Origin of the sequence: Roseobacter denitrificans OCh 114 (genome assembly GCF_000014045.1) — a bacterium.
Lineage (GTDB): Bacteria > Pseudomonadota > Alphaproteobacteria > Rhodobacterales > Rhodobacteraceae > Roseobacter > Roseobacter denitrificans.
Map to the genome: position 1 here is coordinate 2,133,647 of NC_008209.1, position 16,246 is coordinate 2,149,892.

The window sequence follows — 16,246 nt, forward strand, 5'->3', positions numbered from 1 at the left end:
ACCGTTTGAACAACACATCTGAAGGAGATGAACGGACATGAGAAAAGTAAACGAGGAAAACGAGCGGATAAAGCGAAAATACTTCCAATACCGCAAGACCGCCCAGCGCAAGGATGAAGCGACCATTGACAAAGATGCGGAGGCGATCCTGCACTTTGAAGCCAGCACCAACTACGCGCCTTTCAAAAAGTTTCGCATTGAACAGGCGATCCGCTACCGGGATAAACTGGACATCGAGAAAAACAAGAAGACAGGTAAGCCGCTGGCAAAAGCGACCATCGCCAAGCGTTTGGCCAGCATCAAGGCATTCATCTTTTGGCTGGCAGATCAACAGGGATACAAAAGCCGGATACGCTACTCTGATGCGGACTATTTCAACATGGACGCAAAAGGACAGCGCGTTGCTAACGCGGTCAGAGAAAGGCCCCATCCCTCTCTGGAGATGGTTCGCCACGCTTTTAATCAGATGCCTGCAAATACAGAATTAGAGCGACGTAACGCGGCAGTTATCGCGTTTTTCATGATCTCCGGCGCAAGAGATGGGGCGGCAGCGTCACTTCGGCTCAAGCACATCAATCTTGTGGACGGGTACGTTTTTCAGGACGCGCGCGAGGTGAAAACGAAAAACTCCAAAACCTTCACGACCTACTTCATGCCTGTTGATCCGATTTACATGGAGTGTTTTTGCACATGGGTGCAATATCTTCAATCTGAATTGCTCTTTGGCCCCGATGATCCGCTTTTCCCTCCCCCGGAGATGGGTCTCAAAGATGGTCAATTTACGGTCGTAGGCTTGAAGCGGGAAACTTATCAAAACGCCAACGCACTCCGGACAGTGGTAAAACAAGCCTTTGAGAATGCAGGCCTACCGATTTTCGCTCCGCATTCGCTTCGCAAAACACTGACCAAGTGGGCGACAGTCCAATATCCCACCCACGAAGCATTCAAAGCATTCTCGCAAAACATCGGGCATTCAAACGTCGCAACGACCCTAAGTGCGTATTGCCCTGTCAGTACGGAACGACAAGGCGAACTCATCAAAGCACCCAAAATTCCGGCTTAGGCCGTTGTCCATTCCGCGCCCAGCGCCTACGGTAATCAAAAAACAGGGCAAAACATGTTTGAGAACGCTTTCAACAGCATAGACAAGGAACTGCGCAACGAAGACGGATTGGCGTCGGAGTTGGACTACGCCGAACAGACCTCTTGGATCCTCTTTCTCAAGTATCTGGACGATATGGAGCAGGAGCGCGAAGACGAAGCGGAACTCGAAGGCAAGGACTACACGCCAACCCTTCCGAACGACATGCGTTGGAAATCCTGGGCCTCACCCAAGAATCCTGACGGAACCGACCGCAAGGACGTTCTGACTGGCGAAGACCTCATCACCTTCGTCAACACCGAACTCTTCCCGACGCTCAAGAAGTACCGCGAGGACGCCACAAGCCCCGATACCATCGAATACAAGATCGGCGAGATCTTTTCCGAGATCACCAACAAGTTCCGCTCCGGCTATTCCCTGCGGGACGTGCTTGAAATCGTGGACGGGCTGGAGTTCAACACGCAGGAAGCCAAACATGAGCTTTCCGACCTTTACGAGTCCCGCATCAAACGCATGGGCAACGCAGGGCGCAACGGCGGCGAATACTACACGCCAAGGCCCCTTATCCGCGCCATGATCAAGGTGGTGGACCCCAAGATCGGCGAGACGGTCTATGACGGCGCGTGCGGCTCTGCGGGCTTTCTCTGCGAAGCCTACGCGCATATGCTGACGACCGACATCTCGGCCAGCGATTACAGCACCCTGCAAACGCGCACCTTCTACGGGCAGGAGAAAAAGTCGCTCGCCTATATCATCGGCATTATGAATATGATCCTTCACGGAATTACCGCGCCCAACATCCGGCGCACCAATACGCTCACCGAAAACGTCATGGATATTCAGGAAAAGGACCGACACGACGTGATCCTTGCCAATCCGCCTTTTGGCTCTGGCGAGCGTCCCGAGGTACAGCAGAACTTCCCGATCAAGTCGGGCGAGATGGCGTATCTGTTCATGCAGCACTTCATCCGCAAACTGCGGGCGGGTGGGCGCGCGGCGGTTGTCATCAAGAACACCTTTCTAAGCAATGGCGATGCGGCGGCCTTGCGGCGTGAGTTGCTGGAGACTTGTGACCTGCACACGGTGCTCGACTGCCCCGCCAAGGTGTTTCAGGGCGCGGGCGTGAAAACCGTCGTGCTGTTTTTCGAGAAAGGGCGCAAAACGCGCAAAACATGGTACTACGCGCTCGATCCGGGGCGGTCATTGGGCAAAGGCTCTCCGCTGCGGGATGATGAGCTGGCGGAGTTTCTGGAGCTTCAAAAGACAAAGGCCGACAGCCCCAAAAGCTGGACCGTCGCGCGCGAGGACATCGATGCGGAGACGATGGATATGTCTGTGAAGAACCCCTTCGCCCCCGAAGAAGCGCCGCTCCGCTCGCCCGAAGAGATCATCGAAGATATGCTGGCCCGAGACAAGGAGACAGCGGCAATACTGGAAGACATCCGGGGGATGTTGTGAAAGCAGGTTGGGAGGTTAAGCCGCTTGGCGAAGTTGCAAAATTGCACTATGGAAAAGCCCTTGCAGAATCTGAGCGTAGTCCAAACGGCACTGTGCCAGTGTACGGTGCAAATGGTGTTCTGGGTTGGTCCGACCATACACTTACAGAAGGCCCCTCGCTCATCGTTGGCCGTAAAGGTTCCGCAGGAGAGGTCAATCGTGTAGACGGCCCGTTTTGGCCCAGCGATGTAACGTATTACACCGAGCACGACCCAAATCGTCTGGACTTCGACTATTTCCACTATGGTCTAATGACTCTAAATCTCCCGTCTCTGGCAAAAGGTGTGAAGCCCGGAATAAACCGTAATGACGTGTACGAACTTGGTCTCCCAATCCCGCCTCTTGAAGAGCAAAAGCGGATTGTGGCGATTTTGGATGCGGCGTTTGAGAGGCTGGACCGTGCCAAAGAGAACGCCGAAGCCAATCTCCAAAACGCCCGCGAGTTGTTTGATCGAACCCTCGAAAGAGTTTTCGCAGAACTAGTTGCTGTACACGCGACGATCAAGCTCGAGGAAGTCACCTCAAAAATCACGAAAGGCTCTTCCCCTAAATGGCAGGGGTTTTCATATGTCGATTCGCCGGGAGTGCTTTTTGTCACAAGCGAAAACGTAGGCAAAAATGAGTTGCTCCTCGAAAAGACAAAGTATGTCGAAGAGGGTTTCAATCAGAAAGATAGGAAGTCTATTCTTGCACCGGGTGACGTGCTGTCGAACATTGTCGGGGCATCTATTGGGCGCACCGCTGTTTTTGACTTGGACGCGGTTGCGAATATCAATCAAGCGGTTTGTTTGATGCGTTGCTTGCCGGAGCGACTTTCCCCCAAGTTTTTAAGCTTTTTGCTGAACTCTCCTTACTTTAAGGCCCGCCTTCATGAAGGCGAAAGTAACATGGCTAGGGCAAATCTCAGCCTTGCCTTTTTTCGGGAGTTCTTAGTGCCGTTGCCAGAATTGGAGGCACAAGAAAGGATCGTGCAGGAGATTGAAGAACTGGCCACGCATTCAGCAGAGTGCGAAACCAACTACCGAACCAAACTCACTGACATTGCCGACCTGCGTCAATCCCTCCTGCAAAAAGCCTTTGCCGGGGAACTCACCTGACGCTAACCTCCAACAATGGTTGAACATTCTTCCCTTGCCACAGAGACCGAAGCGGACACGCGCGCTCAGCGGATAGACCCTGCGCTTGCCGCCGCCGGATGGGAAGGCGCGGGAAAGATCGACGGCGCGCGGGTGCATCGCGAGGAAATGCTCTGGCCCGGTCGCATCATGTCGGGCGGTGGGCAGAACGCGCCCAAACCCGCTGACTACGTGCTGCGCATGAAGGGCCACGTTATGGCTGTGTTGGAGGCCAAGAAAGCCTCGCTATCCTATACTGAAGGGCGCGGCCAAGCCCTCGACTATGCCCGCAGGATCGGCGCGCGCTTTGCCTATTGCACTAATGGACTGCGCACCTACGAGATTGACCTCAACACGGGCACCGAAGGCGAAGTTGAGGCAGTCCCATCGCCCGACGTGCTCTGGGAGCGGTGCTATCCCACCGGGAACGCATGGCGCGACCGTTTCGGTCAGATCCCTTTTGAGACTGATGGCGGCAAATGGCAGCCCCGCTACTATCAGGCGGCGGCTGTGAATGCCGTACTGGAAGCGTTGGCGCAAGACGAAAAGCGCATCCTATTGACCCTCGCCACTGGCACCGGCAAAACTTCCATCGCCTTCCAAATCGCATGGAAGTTGTTTCAATCGCGGTGGAACCTTTCTGGCGCGCCCACACGTCGCCCGCGCATCCTGTTCCTTGCTGACCGCAATATCCTCGCGGATCAGGCGTACAATTCATTCTCCGCTTTCGCGCCTGATGCACTGTCGCGGATCAATCCAAAAGAGATCAGCAAGAAGGGCAAGATGCCCCGCAATGCGAGTGTCTTCTTCACGATCTTCCAGACCTTCATGACGGAAAACAAATCTGGTGAGGCAGAGTTTAACTTTCGCGAATACGAGCCTGATTTCTTTGACTTCATCATCATTGACGAATGTCACCGGGGCGGTGCGAAGGACGAAAGCTCTTGGCGCGGTATTCTAGAGTATTTCGCACCTGCTGTGCAGCTTGGTTTGACAGCGACGCCCAAGCGCAAGGTGAACGCCGACACCTACACCTATTTCGGCGAACCGGTGTATACATACGCCCTGCGCGAAGGCATTGATGACGGCTTCCTCACGCCCTTCAAAGTGCGCCAGATGGCCAGCACGATTGATACCTATGTCTATGACCCGGAGGATGAGGTCGTCGGTGGCGACGTGGACCCCGATCATGAATACACAGAAGATGAGATCAACGCGAAAATCGTCATTCCTGCGCGCGAGCAAAGTCGCATTCATGAATTCATGGATCAGATCAACCCACGCCAGAAGACGCTGGTGTTCTGTGCAACCCAGAACCACGCGGCGGCAGTGTGCGACTACATCAACCAGATCAAGGACATCGAAGACCCGCACTATTGCGAGCGCGTAACGGCGAATGACGGCGCTCTGGGCGAGCAACACTTGCGCGAGTTTCAGGACAATGAGCGGAGCATTCCAACAATTCTGACGACATCGCAGAAGCTTTCCACCGGGGTAGATGCGCGCAACGTCCGGAACATCGTCCTAATGCGGCCTATCAAGTCGATGGTGGAGTTCAAGCAGATCGTTGGGCGCGGAACACGTACCTTCGAAGGCAAAGACTTCTTCACCATCTACGACTTCGTGAAAGCATATGAGCATTTCAACGATCCGGAATGGGATGGCCCACCCGAACCGCCGGACACTCCGGGAACGCCACCGAAACCGCCGAAACCGGGCGACCCTGTGCCCCCTGGCGATCCACCACCGACCCCGCCGGAACCGGAAGAGAAAATCGTGATCAAGCTTGCTGACGGCAAGGAACGTCGGATCAAGTACATCGCGACAACGAGTTACTATTCACACGACGGCAAGATGATCTCCGGTGAAGAGTTCATGGAACAGCTTTTCGGGGATCTAGGCGATCTTGTGACCGGCGAAGAAGAACTGCGGTTAATCTGGAGCGATCCGGAAAAGCGTGTGCAGTTTCTGAAGGTGTTGGCAGACAGAGGCTACGACACTGGGCGGCTTGAGGATATGAAGCGCCTCATTGACGCTCCGAACAGCGATGTGTTCGACGTTCTGGCCTATGTCCGTTTCACTCTTTCGCCAAAGTTGAGATCAGAAAGAGCAGCGGCGGCGCGTGAGAATGGCTTGACTGGCCTCGAAAGTGAAATGAAGGCATTTCTTGAAGCGGTGCTTAACGCCTATGAAGTTCACGGGGTCGAAGAGCTTGCCTTGCCAAAGATCAGTGATTTCCTGAAGGTGAAGTATGGTGGCACGAACGGAGCAAAGCGCGTACTTGGCGACATACCGAAAATCAGGCGCGCGTTCACAGAAATTCAGGCCCATATCTACTCCAGTTAGACCTTAGAAATGCTATTTTTTTGTATGTCTGGGGGTATGATTGGGGGTATTGTCAAATCTCATTAGTTTTTCTCATATTTATAACAATGATTTAATCGTTAAATGCGGAGACGTGTGGGCACCATTTCAAACTACTGACATTAAATGATAAGGACTGCTCAGGCGATACTCGCAGCGTCCAGTTTTTGATACATTTTTGATACGCGTGTTTAGCTTTGGATGTCCTGCCAGGTGTGAAAATGCCTCGAATCCGGCAGCGATCAAAAAAAGACGCACCAAGTCTTGTATCTTGGGAACCAATACCCACTTCATAGAGTGCCCCGGGGCTAAGGACCCGGATGACCGGTGTTCAGGACCGCAAGCGCTATCTGCGTCAGCGGGTTCCGGGTCGGCTTGATCTCGATCATGTCGCATCCTTCCAGGCACATCGTGGTTACAACATACCACGCTAGGTTTTCTCGTACCGGAGAGTGCTTTGGCGCTCGATGATGGGAGCTAGGTCAAATAGCCCGGGCATTTGAAGAACGGAGTTCATTGATGCCCGGGTTTTACCTACCCACCGAATACGAATTTGACCCATCCACCGACGACTTTATCCTCAAGTCAATGTCGAAGGCGCGCAGTTACAAACACTTCGACCTGCCTCTACCCGAAAACAGGCGAGAGCGGACAATTGATTTTGGTTCGGAAATTAAACCGCATCGCTTCTGGCCCTTGCTGGGTTTCACTGATCTGACGCGGCGATATGTTCGCGTCAAAGATGCTGACGGCAACTGGCTCCGTGACGACAAAGGCAAGTTCGTCAGAAAAGAGAAGGCCAAACCAAGACCTATCCGCTTTGCCGGACACGAGGACGCAGCTTACCTGCAAGGTTACGCAGCGCACTTGAACGGGTTCTACGAATATGCGCTCTCTGCTGACGGCAGTTCAGGTTCCGTCCTTGCCTACAGGAAAGGTGGTGGCACTAATATTCACCACGCAAAGTCACTTTTCGATGAGATTGTAAAACGCCAAAACTGCTCCGTTTTCGCGATGGACATTTCTGGTTTCTTCGATTGCCTCGACCATAAGCTACTCCGCGATGAGATTGCTGGTTTGCTCGGCGTTAGCCGACTTCAGTCTCACCATGGTCGGGTCTGGGCGAACATCACGAAATACGCATGGGTCGAGACGGACGACCTGGACAAGCTGCTCGGACGGAAACGAAACGGTCACGGACGCGTTTGCTCGCCACAAGACTTCAAGGCCCATGTGCAAGGACGCAAGAGCGGTTTGATCCGCCGTCATGACCGCGACTATGGCATCCCGCAAGGGACACCTGTCTCTGGCCTTTACGCGAACATCTACCTTCGCTCTTTCGACCGTGAGATGATTGCTATGTGCGCGAAGTATGGTGGCTCCTATCGTCGCTATTCGGACGACATTGCAGTCGTTCTTCCGCTTGGTGCCAAGGTCCGCCATGTGGTTGCTATTGTCGAAAAGATGCTTTCGGACTTCGGCCTCGCAATGTCGGTCGAGAAAACCGAGACAGCAGACTTCGCTAATGGTCAGCTGATATCCGAGAAGCCGATCCAATATCTTGGTTTTACCTTCGATGGGCAACAAACGCTGATCCGAGCGTCGTCGCTTGATGCCTACCGTGGCAAGATGCGCCGCGGTATTCATGCGAAAATGGTTGCCGCGAAAGCGAAAAGCATTCCGTCCATGGAAGTATTCAAGCGCGAGAGCCTCGCGCGATACACCCACCTCGGAAAGAGGCGCAACTTCCTGCGCTACGCCTACAAAGCATCAGACATCTTGGGTTGTCCTGAAATCAGACAGCAAGTCAGCCATCACGTCACGTGGTTCAACAGAGCGTGGGAGCGTGAATCTGTCCGGGTTTTCGGCGGGCTGGTCACTACGCCATAACACCTTCATCACTTTTGGTTGGCCAAACGTCCCGCTCTTCTTTGTGGATGTCATGGTCGGTCTGCACAGCAAGTCATCTGGACCTTTGTCAACTCTGCCATGAAGGGTTGATTGGGAGCATCGTTAATTTTTATTTTGTAGTCTGCCCGAAGTACATCTCGCGTTTCGCGGGTGTCAGAGGGTGTCGTGAGTTGCTGAGAAACAGTCGGTTCTCTTTGCTTTTGCAAGGCTTGATCGCAAAGCGGTCGTGTTCGTACTTCACAGCCAAATGCCTTCGGAACCGGTCCAATTCGCTGTTCCCGTTTCGCCGACCTTTCGCCAGCCGCTGCGGTCATTGACCATGTCGGAACTGGTGAAACTGGGGCGATGATGGCGTCGCGTGGTGGCAACGATCATCGGATGTTCTAGATCGTCCACTATAAGGGCGATAAGGCGAGAATGATGACAGGACGTGCACGCATTGCGATCATCGGGGCGGGTATTTCAGGGCTGCGTCTTGCGCAACTGCTGTCTTCCAAAGCTGACGTAACCGTTTTCGAGAAATCACGCGGGACTGGCGGGCGGATGTCGACACGGCGTGCGGACGTGTTCCAGTTTGATCACGGCGCGCAGTATTTCACGGCGCGGGGCGACGATTTTCAACGCTTTCTTGCAGCCCATATTGAACAGGGGACTGTGGCGATGTGGTGTCCCAGACTGGCGTGTTTCGGAGGGCAGCCCCCGCAGTGGACAGCACCACGTTATGTGGGCGTGCCGGGGATGAACGCGCTATGCAAGGCGATGGCGGGCGATGTCGAAGTGCGGCACGAAACCCGTGTTCTGGAGCTTGAACGCAAAGACGGCCGCTGGCACATTGGGACTGCAGATGGCGAGGGTTTCGGCCCTTTTGACTGGGTTTTTTCCTCTGCCCCGGCGGAACAGTCCGCCGCGCTGCTGCCCGCCTGTTTTTCGGGGTCATTCGCGCTGGGACAGGCCCGAATGCTCGGGTGTTACAGTCTGATGCTCGGTTTTGATGCCGCGCCGGATCTGGCTTGGGATGCGGCAGCCGTCCTGAATAGCCCCTTGGCGTGGCTTGCGGTCAACAGCACAAAACCGGGGCGCAGCGCTGGTTTCAGCGTCTTGTGCCAATCCAGCAATGACTGGGCCGAGGCACATCTGGAGGCAGATGCCGATCACGTGCGCAGCACGCTGGCTCAGGTCGTGCGGGAGGTCACGGGTCTGGATGTCGACGCGGCGCAATATGTCAGTTTGCACAAATGGCGCTTTGCCAAAGTCGACCGCCCAACGCAGCGGCCGTTCCTGTTGGATGCAGACAACAAACTGGGGGCATTCGGCGACTGGTGCGGAGCGGGGCGCGTCGAGGCCGGATTTGACAGTGCAACGGAACTTGCAAGAGCTTTGATAATTTAACCATTTAAAAACAGTATGATGATCACCGTTCTTAACCTATAACATAAAGACCGATTGCGTGACCTGGACTGATTTTCCGATCGCTAGGTTCCATTTTCGCAGATGGTTTGCCAACACGCCCTTGCGATACGCGCTTGGTGCTACATCTCTTGGTCTGTACGCAGCCTTGATGGGACACGCAGATGGTTTTGAAGGTCAGCCACCTTGCAAAGGAATATGAGACTGGCGGCATCTCAGTGCCGGTTTTGCGGGATGTGAGTTTTGAGGTGCCGCGTGCGGGCACGCTGGCGTTGGAAGGCGAATCCGGCAGTGGCAAAAGTACGGTGTTGCACCTGATCGCCGGGCTGGATGTCCCAACGGGCGGCAGTATCATGCTGAACGGGCAGGAGGTGGCCGGTTTGCCTGATGCGAAAACCGCGCACCTGCGCCGCACAACGGTCGGGATAATCTTCCAGCAGTTCAACCTGATCCCGAGCCTGAGCGTCGCCGCAAACATCACGTTTCATGCCCGACTTGGCGAACGCTACGACCCGGATTGGGCACAGCATGTGACCGAGCAGATCGGGCTGGGGGATCACATGGCGAAATACCCCGAGGCGCTCTCGGGCGGGCAGCAACAGCGCGTGGCCATTGCCCGCACCCTCGCGGCGCGCCCCGGCCTGATCCTTGCGGATGAACCGACAGGCAATCTGGATGAGGACACGGCAGATACGGTGTTGAACCTCATGCTGCAAAGCGCGGCAGAGGCGGGTGCTGCCGTGCTGATGGTCACGCATTCCCCCCGTCAGGCGGCCCGGATGGGGCGGCGTATTCGTCTGTCGCACGGCGTTGTGCAGGATGCGGACGCGCCGATGCGACCCGTGGCGGTGCCATGACGCGGCAAGGGTTCCTTGCACTTTGGTCCCACTGGCGGCGCAATCCGTGGCAGTTGCTGACCTTGCTGGCCGGGTTGGCCCTGTCCACTGCGCTGTGGTCCGGTGTGCAGGCGATCAACGCCGAAGCGCGCGCGAGTTACGCCTCTGCCTCCGATGTCCTGGGGGCGGGCGATACCAACCGCATCCTCAAACAGGATGGCAGCAGCTTTACGGTCGAGGAATATGTAACCCTGCGCAGGCTTGGTTGGCCGGTCAGCCCGGTGCTGGAAGGCTCGGTTGATATTGCCGGTGCTGAACTGCGCATCGTCGGCATCGACCCGCTGAGCTTTCCTGTGGCCTTGCCCGCAAGTATTTCGGAAGATGGCGGTTTTCCCGACATGATCGGCGATGATCCGGTCGGTTTCGCACACCCGGATGACATGGGGCTGACGCTGCCGGGAATAACCCTGCGGGTGGATGAAAACCGACCACGCGGCAACATCCTGATGGACATCGCGCAGGCGGACCGACTGCTGGGCGATCAGGGGGAGATCAGGCGACTGTTGGTCAGCAACCAGCGGCCTTGGGGCCTTGGGGCCTTGCCGGACGCCTATCGCATTGCCGAAGTTTCGGTGCAGGCGGATGTGGCGCGCCTGACGCAGAGCTTTCATCTCAACCTCACGGCCTTCGGTCTGTTGTCCTTTGCTGTAGGGATCTTCATCGTCTACGGCGCGGTCGGGCTGGCCTTCGAACAGCGCCGGGCGGTATTTCGGACCCTGCGTGCTTTGGGATTGCCACTCAGACGGTTGATGTTGCTGCTTATTCTGGAACTGGGCGTGTTTGCGCTCTTGGCTGGTGGCGCAGGTGTCGCTTTGGGTTATGTGATCGCGGCGGCCCTGTTGCCGGATGTGGCGGCGACCTTGCGAGGGCTTTACGGGGCCGAAGTCGCGGGCCAGCTACAACTGCGCGCAGCTTGGTGGCTGTCGGGGCTGGCCATGGCGCTGGGGGGCACGGCGGTTGCGGCGGCGGCGGCTCTGACAAAGCTGGCCTATATGCCGTTGCTGTCGTTCAACCACCCGCGCGCGATGAGCATTGGGGCCCTTGCCGCCGGACAGTGGCTGGCGCTGATCGCGGCTGGGCTGTTCATCGCGGGCGTTGCGATTGCCACTTTCGGGCAGGGTCTGGTTGCTGGCTTTGCCTTGCTGGCCTGTTTGCTGATTGGATCGGCGCTTTTTTTGCCGTTCCTTTTGGCCCAGTGCCTGAGTTTCGCCGAACGTCACAGCAAAGGCGCCTTGGTGCAGTGGTTCTGGGCGGACAGTCGCCAGCAATTGCCGGGGCTGTCGATGGCTCTGATGGCTTTGCTGTTGGCGATGGCGGCCAATATCGGGGTTTCCACCATGGTGTCGAGTTTTCGGCTGACCTTCGTGGATTATCTAGATCAGCGGTTGGCCTCCGAGTTGTACATAAACGCCAGCGACACGGCCGAGGCGGGGGAACTGGTCGCCTATCTGGAGGACAAGGCGGAGGCGGTCCTGCCAATTGTGTCGATTGACACGCGGCTCGGAGGGCTTCCGGCTGAAGTCTTTGGCATCCGTGATCATGCGACCTACCGTGAAAACTGGCCGCTGCTGAGTGCGCAGCCAGAGGTGTGGGATTTGCTCGCCGCGGGGCAGGGCGCGTTGGTCAATGAACAACTGGCCCGGCGGCAGGACTGGCAGGTGGGGGATACATTGCCCACCGGGGATCGTTTGATCGGTATCTACAGCGATTACGGGAATGCGGTGGGCCAACTGGTGCTGGGCGAGGATCTGTTCTCGATGCGGTATCCGGATGTGCCACGCCTGCGGTTCGGGGTGCGCACGGATACGCCCGAGGTGCTGGCCGACGATTTGCGCGACCGCTTTGGGCTGGGGGAGGATGCGTTGATCAATCAGGCCGATCTCAAACAGTTTTCCATGCAGGTCTTTGAGCGCACGTTCTCCGTGACGGCGGCGCTAAACGTGCTGACGCTGTCGGTGGCGGGGCTTGCCATCCTGATCAGCCTGCTGACACTGGCGACGATGCGCTTGCCTCAACTGGCGCCTGTCTGGGCCTTGGGGCTTACGCGCAGCGCGCTGTCGCGGCTTGAGGTCGTGCGCGCGGTGTGTCTTGCGACCCTGACCGGCGTGCTGGCGTTGCCCGTCGGCTTGATGCTGGCTTGGGTTTTGCTGGCCGTCGTCAATGTCGAAGCCTTTGGCTGGCGGTTGCCGATGTATGTCTTTCCGCTGGATTATCTGCGCCTCGGCCTGCTGACGGTAGTTGCGGCGCTGCTGGCTGCGCTTTGGCCCGCGATCCGGCTGGCGCGCACCGATCCGCAATCTCTTTTGAAGGTATTCAGCAATGAGCGTTAGACTTTGGTTGTCGATCTTCTGCATCAGCATCTTGGTGGCCGCGCAGGCCGCAGCACAGGGTTTTGCCGGTCTGGGGCGGGACGCGAGCACCTTTAGCCAACCCGAGCGTGGATATGCGTTTTCCTTCCCTGAAGATCACGGCGCGCACCCGGATTTCCAGATTGAGTGGTGGTATGTCACGGCGAACCTCACCGATGCCACCGGGCGCCAGATGGGGCTGCAGTGGACATTGTTCCGATCCGCCATTGCGCCCGAAGAAAAACCCGGCTGGGCCAGCCCGCAACTGTGGATGGGCCACGCGGCTGTCACCACGGAGGATGCGCATTTCGTAACAGAACGGATCGCGCGCGGCGGGGTCGGGCAGGCGGGTGTGACCGCCGCACCCTTCAGCGCATGGATTGATGACTGGCACATGTCTGGCGATACGCTCGACGAGGTTGCAATGCGCGCCTCCGGCCCTGATTTCGGCTATGAGGTCACGTTGAGCGCGCAAGGCCCGCTGATCTTTCACGGCGAGGCGGGCTATTCACAGAAATCCGCCAGCGGGCGGGCCAGTTACTACTATTCGCAGCCCTTTTATACCGTCGCAGGGACGCTGTTTCTGCCCGAAGGTCCGGTCGAGGTGACAGGCACTGCATGGCTGGACCGCGAATGGGCCTCGCAGCCCTTGGCGGCCACGCAGGTCAGCTGGGACTGGTTCTCGATGGTCTTTGACGACGGGGTGCGCCTGATGGGGTTCACGCTGCATGACGAGGATGGCAGCGATTATACGCAAGCAACCTGGATCGAACCGGATGGCACCACCACCGCTTTTCCCGATGGCGCGTTTTCGGCAACCGCGTTGGCCACCACGGATGTGGCGGGCCGGGCGGTGCCGACCAAATGGCGCGCGCAACTGCCGCAAAAAGGCGTCGATGTCACGGTGGAGGCTTTGAATGGCGCGGCCTGGATGACCACGTCCATTCCTTACTGGGAAGGCCCGGTTCAGATCACGGGATCGCACAGCGGGCGCGGCTATCTTGAGATGACGGGCTACTGAGCGACCCCTTGCAGCGTCCGACCGGGATGATATGCCTTGGGCCGGGCTGCTTGGGCCGCACGATCATTTGAGGATGCCGATGGATTTTTCGCTCACCGAGGAACAGCAAGCGATTTTCGACATGGCCTATGCTTTTGGCCAGGAAAACATCGCACCCTTTGCCCAGGAGTGGGAAGCCGCCGGGACCATCCCAAAGGCGCTGTGGCCCAAGGTCGCTGAACTTGGCCTTGCCGGGATTTATGTGTCCGAAGAACACGGCGGCTCAGGGCTTTCCCGGCTTGATGCGACGCTGGTTTTTGAAGCACTGGCAATGGCTTGCCCGTCGGTCGGGTCCTTTCTGTCGATCCACAACATGTGCGGCGGCATGATCGACACCTATGGTTCTGACGCCATGAAAACACACTGGTTGCCCAAGCTGTGTACCATGGAAACCGTATTCTCTTATTGCCTGACCGAACCCGGGTCAGGATCTGATGCCGCTGCCCTGCGCACGCGGGCGCAGCGCAGCAACTCAGGCTATGTGTTGAACGGCACCAAGGCGTTCATTTCGGGTGGCGGATATTCCGATGTCTACCTCACGATGGTGCGCACGGGGGATGCAGGCCCCAAGGGTATTTCCGCCGTACTGATTGAAAACGGGCGCGAAGGTCTGTCTTTTGGCGCCCTCGAAAACAAGATGGGATGGCGCGCGCAACCCACGGCACAGGTGCAGTTTGATGACTGCGCGATCCCGGCGGACAATCTGGTCGGGCAGGAAGGGCAGGGGTTTGCCTACGCGATGGCGGGCCTTGACGGGGGGCGATTGAACATCGCCGCATCCGCCCTTGGTGGCGCGCAGGCGGCGCTGAACGCTGCCCTGTCCTATACCGCGGAGCGCAAGGCATTCGGGCAACGGCTGGATCAGTTTCAGGCGCTGCAATTCAAACTGGCGGATATGGAAGTCAAGTTGCAGACCGCGCGGATATTCCTGCGTCAGGCCGCGTCCAAACTGGATGCTAAAGCTGCGGATGCCACAAAATATTGTGCAATGGCAAAGCTTTACGTGACAGATGTTGCATTTGATGTGGCCAATCAGGCGCTGCAACTGCACGGCGGATACGGCTATCTTGCAGACTACGGGATCGAAAAAATCGTGCGGGATTTGCGCGTGCACCAGATTCTGGAAGGCACAAACGAAGTCATGCGTGTCATTATTTCGCGCCAGATGATCGCTGAACACGGGGCCTGACGGGCGTTTCACCGCTTTTTAGGGACTGCGATGCACGACCATTAAGGCTCAATTTACATCTGTGCGGCATGTTTGGACAAGTGCGTGTCACATCAGGCATGCTTTGGGACCCCAAACGGAAAAGAGCATGGTTTTGCACAGCGATACGAACGAGCATCAATCTCACGTACCGGCCAAGAAGGTCTTGATTGTTGACGATTCGCGTGTGATCCGGATGTGGCTGCGCACAGTATTGGCCTCGGACAGACGCCTAGAAGTTGTCGGGGAGGCAAGCGATGCCGTTGAAGCGCGCGATTACATCCGCGCCAATCCGGCCGACGTCATAACGCTGGACATCGAAATGCCGGGGATGAGCGGTCTGGAGTTTTTGACGCGCCTGATGCGCGCGCGCCCTATGCCGGTTGTCATGCTGTCCAGCCTGACAAGCAAAGGCAGCGATGCGGCTGTTCAGGCGCTTTCACGCGGTGCGATCGACTGTATTTTGAAACCGACAGATGGGTATGACCTTGATCTTTCGCGCGACATTTGTGAGCGGGTCTATCAGGCGGCCTGCACGCGTCCGGCTTCCCTGAAAAGGGGCGAGGCGACAGAAAAACCAGCAGATGCGCCCATGATGCAGCGCGCTTCCGCGCTGGGTCAGCCTTGTCGCAGGGGGTCGCTGATCTTGATTGGCGCATCAACAGGCGGCGTGTCAGCCTTGGAAGCCGTGTTGCCAAAGCTTGACCCTGACGGTGCACCCGTCGTCATCGTTCAGCACATGCCCGGTAACTTTCTTGAAAGCTTTTCCCAAAGGCTGGACAGACAACTGCCGCAGAACGTGAAACTCGCCGAAGAAGGCGTGCCGCTGCGTCGGGGTGATGTGATCCTAGCGCCCGGGATCGGAAAACACACGGAAGTCGTAAGGCGCATGGATGGCTGGCAGTGTCGGTTTGTTGCGAATGATCCCGCCGCCTTGCACTGCCCATCGGTTGATACCCTGTTTTTATCCGCTGTTTCCGAAGCTAAAAAAGTGTCCGTTGCGATCCTGACAGGTCTGGGGAAGGATGGTGCGCAAGGCATGTTGAAATTGGCAGAGGCTGGTGCCACCACATTCGGCCAGGATGAGGAAACATCCGTGGTTTACGGCATGCCGCGCGTCGCTTTCGGTCTGGGCGCTGTCCAGCATCAACTGCCAATCCACAAAATCGGTGAAGCGCTGCGAGAGAGCAAGAACGCATCGGCACGAACAGCGCGCAGAACGACCAAGGTACCTTTGCAATGACAAAAAACCGTCAACATATAACTCAGGGTGAACGTGCGGTTTCCGCTGATCCTGATCGGGCAATCTCCACAATTCTAGGGTCTTGCGTTTCATGCT

At 56.9% G+C, this 16,246-nt stretch carries 11 protein-coding genes; all 11 read left to right on the top strand.

What is annotated here, in order from left to right; genetic code table 11:
* Positions 1-37 precede the first annotated feature (37 nt).
* The 11 genes from RD1_RS10300 to cheB all read left to right on the top strand — a co-directional run bounded on the left by RD1_RS10300 (position 38) and on the right by cheB (position 16,150).
* A complete protein-coding gene (locus RD1_RS10300) occupies positions 38-1,063 on the top strand; it encodes a site-specific integrase (RefSeq protein WP_011568439.1) in 1,026 nt (341 codons plus the stop codon).
* Positions 1,064-1,117: 54 nt separating this feature from the next.
* On the top strand, positions 1,118-2,560 hold the full coding sequence (locus RD1_RS10305) for an N-6 DNA methylase (protein ID WP_011568440.1): 1,443 nt from the start codon (positions 1,118-1,120) through the stop codon (positions 2,558-2,560).
* The gene (locus RD1_RS10310) at positions 2,557-3,696 is read left to right on the top strand and encodes a restriction endonuclease subunit S (RefSeq protein WP_011568441.1); all 1,140 of its coding nucleotides are present in this window, start codon (positions 2,557-2,559) and stop codon (positions 3,694-3,696) included. The genes RD1_RS10305 and RD1_RS10310 overlap by 4 nt, the downstream gene beginning before the upstream one ends.
* A 15-nt stretch (positions 3,697-3,711) precedes the next feature.
* Positions 3,712-6,060, top strand: coding sequence for an EcoAI/FtnUII family type I restriction enzme subunit R (gene hsdR, locus RD1_RS10315; protein WP_011568442.1), 2,349 nt, complete (start codon positions 3,712-3,714; stop codon positions 6,058-6,060).
* A gap of 537 nt (positions 6,061-6,597) precedes the next feature.
* Complete coding sequence (gene drt2 / locus RD1_RS10320) at positions 6,598-7,968, top strand: antiviral reverse transcriptase Drt2 (protein WP_011568444.1); 1,371 nt, start codon at positions 6,598-6,600, stop codon at positions 7,966-7,968.
* A 438-nt stretch (positions 7,969-8,406) separates the two neighbouring features.
* The gene (locus RD1_RS10325; protein WP_245897251.1) at positions 8,407-9,378 is read left to right on the top strand and encodes an NAD(P)/FAD-dependent oxidoreductase; all 972 of its coding nucleotides are present in this window, start codon (positions 8,407-8,409) and stop codon (positions 9,376-9,378) included.
* 182 nt (positions 9,379-9,560) lie between these two features.
* Entirely contained in the window at positions 9,561-10,253 is a 693-nt protein-coding gene (locus RD1_RS10330; RefSeq protein ID WP_011568447.1) for an ABC transporter ATP-binding protein, read from the top strand.
* Positions 10,250-12,622 carry an ABC transporter permease gene (locus tag RD1_RS10335; RefSeq protein WP_011568448.1) on the top strand — a complete coding sequence of 791 codons (2,373 nt, stop codon included), beginning with the start codon at positions 10,250-10,252 and terminating at the stop codon, positions 12,620-12,622. Before RD1_RS10330 ends, RD1_RS10335 begins: the two co-directional genes overlap by 4 nt.
* The gene (locus RD1_RS10340; protein WP_011568449.1) at positions 12,612-13,661 is read left to right on the top strand and encodes a lipocalin-like domain-containing protein; all 1,050 of its coding nucleotides are present in this window, start codon (positions 12,612-12,614) and stop codon (positions 13,659-13,661) included. The genes RD1_RS10335 and RD1_RS10340 overlap by 11 nt, the downstream gene beginning before the upstream one ends.
* Before the next feature lie 79 nt (positions 13,662-13,740).
* The gene (locus tag RD1_RS10345) at positions 13,741-14,889 is read left to right on the top strand and encodes an acyl-CoA dehydrogenase family protein (protein ID WP_011568450.1); all 1,149 of its coding nucleotides are present in this window, start codon (positions 13,741-13,743) and stop codon (positions 14,887-14,889) included.
* Between the two features lie 127 nt (positions 14,890-15,016).
* Positions 15,017-16,150 (top strand): chemotaxis-specific protein-glutamate methyltransferase CheB, encoded by a 1,134-nt coding sequence (gene cheB / locus RD1_RS10350; RefSeq protein ID WP_074958641.1) that lies wholly within the window; start codon positions 15,017-15,019, stop codon positions 16,148-16,150.
* Positions 16,151-16,246 lie beyond the last annotated feature (96 nt).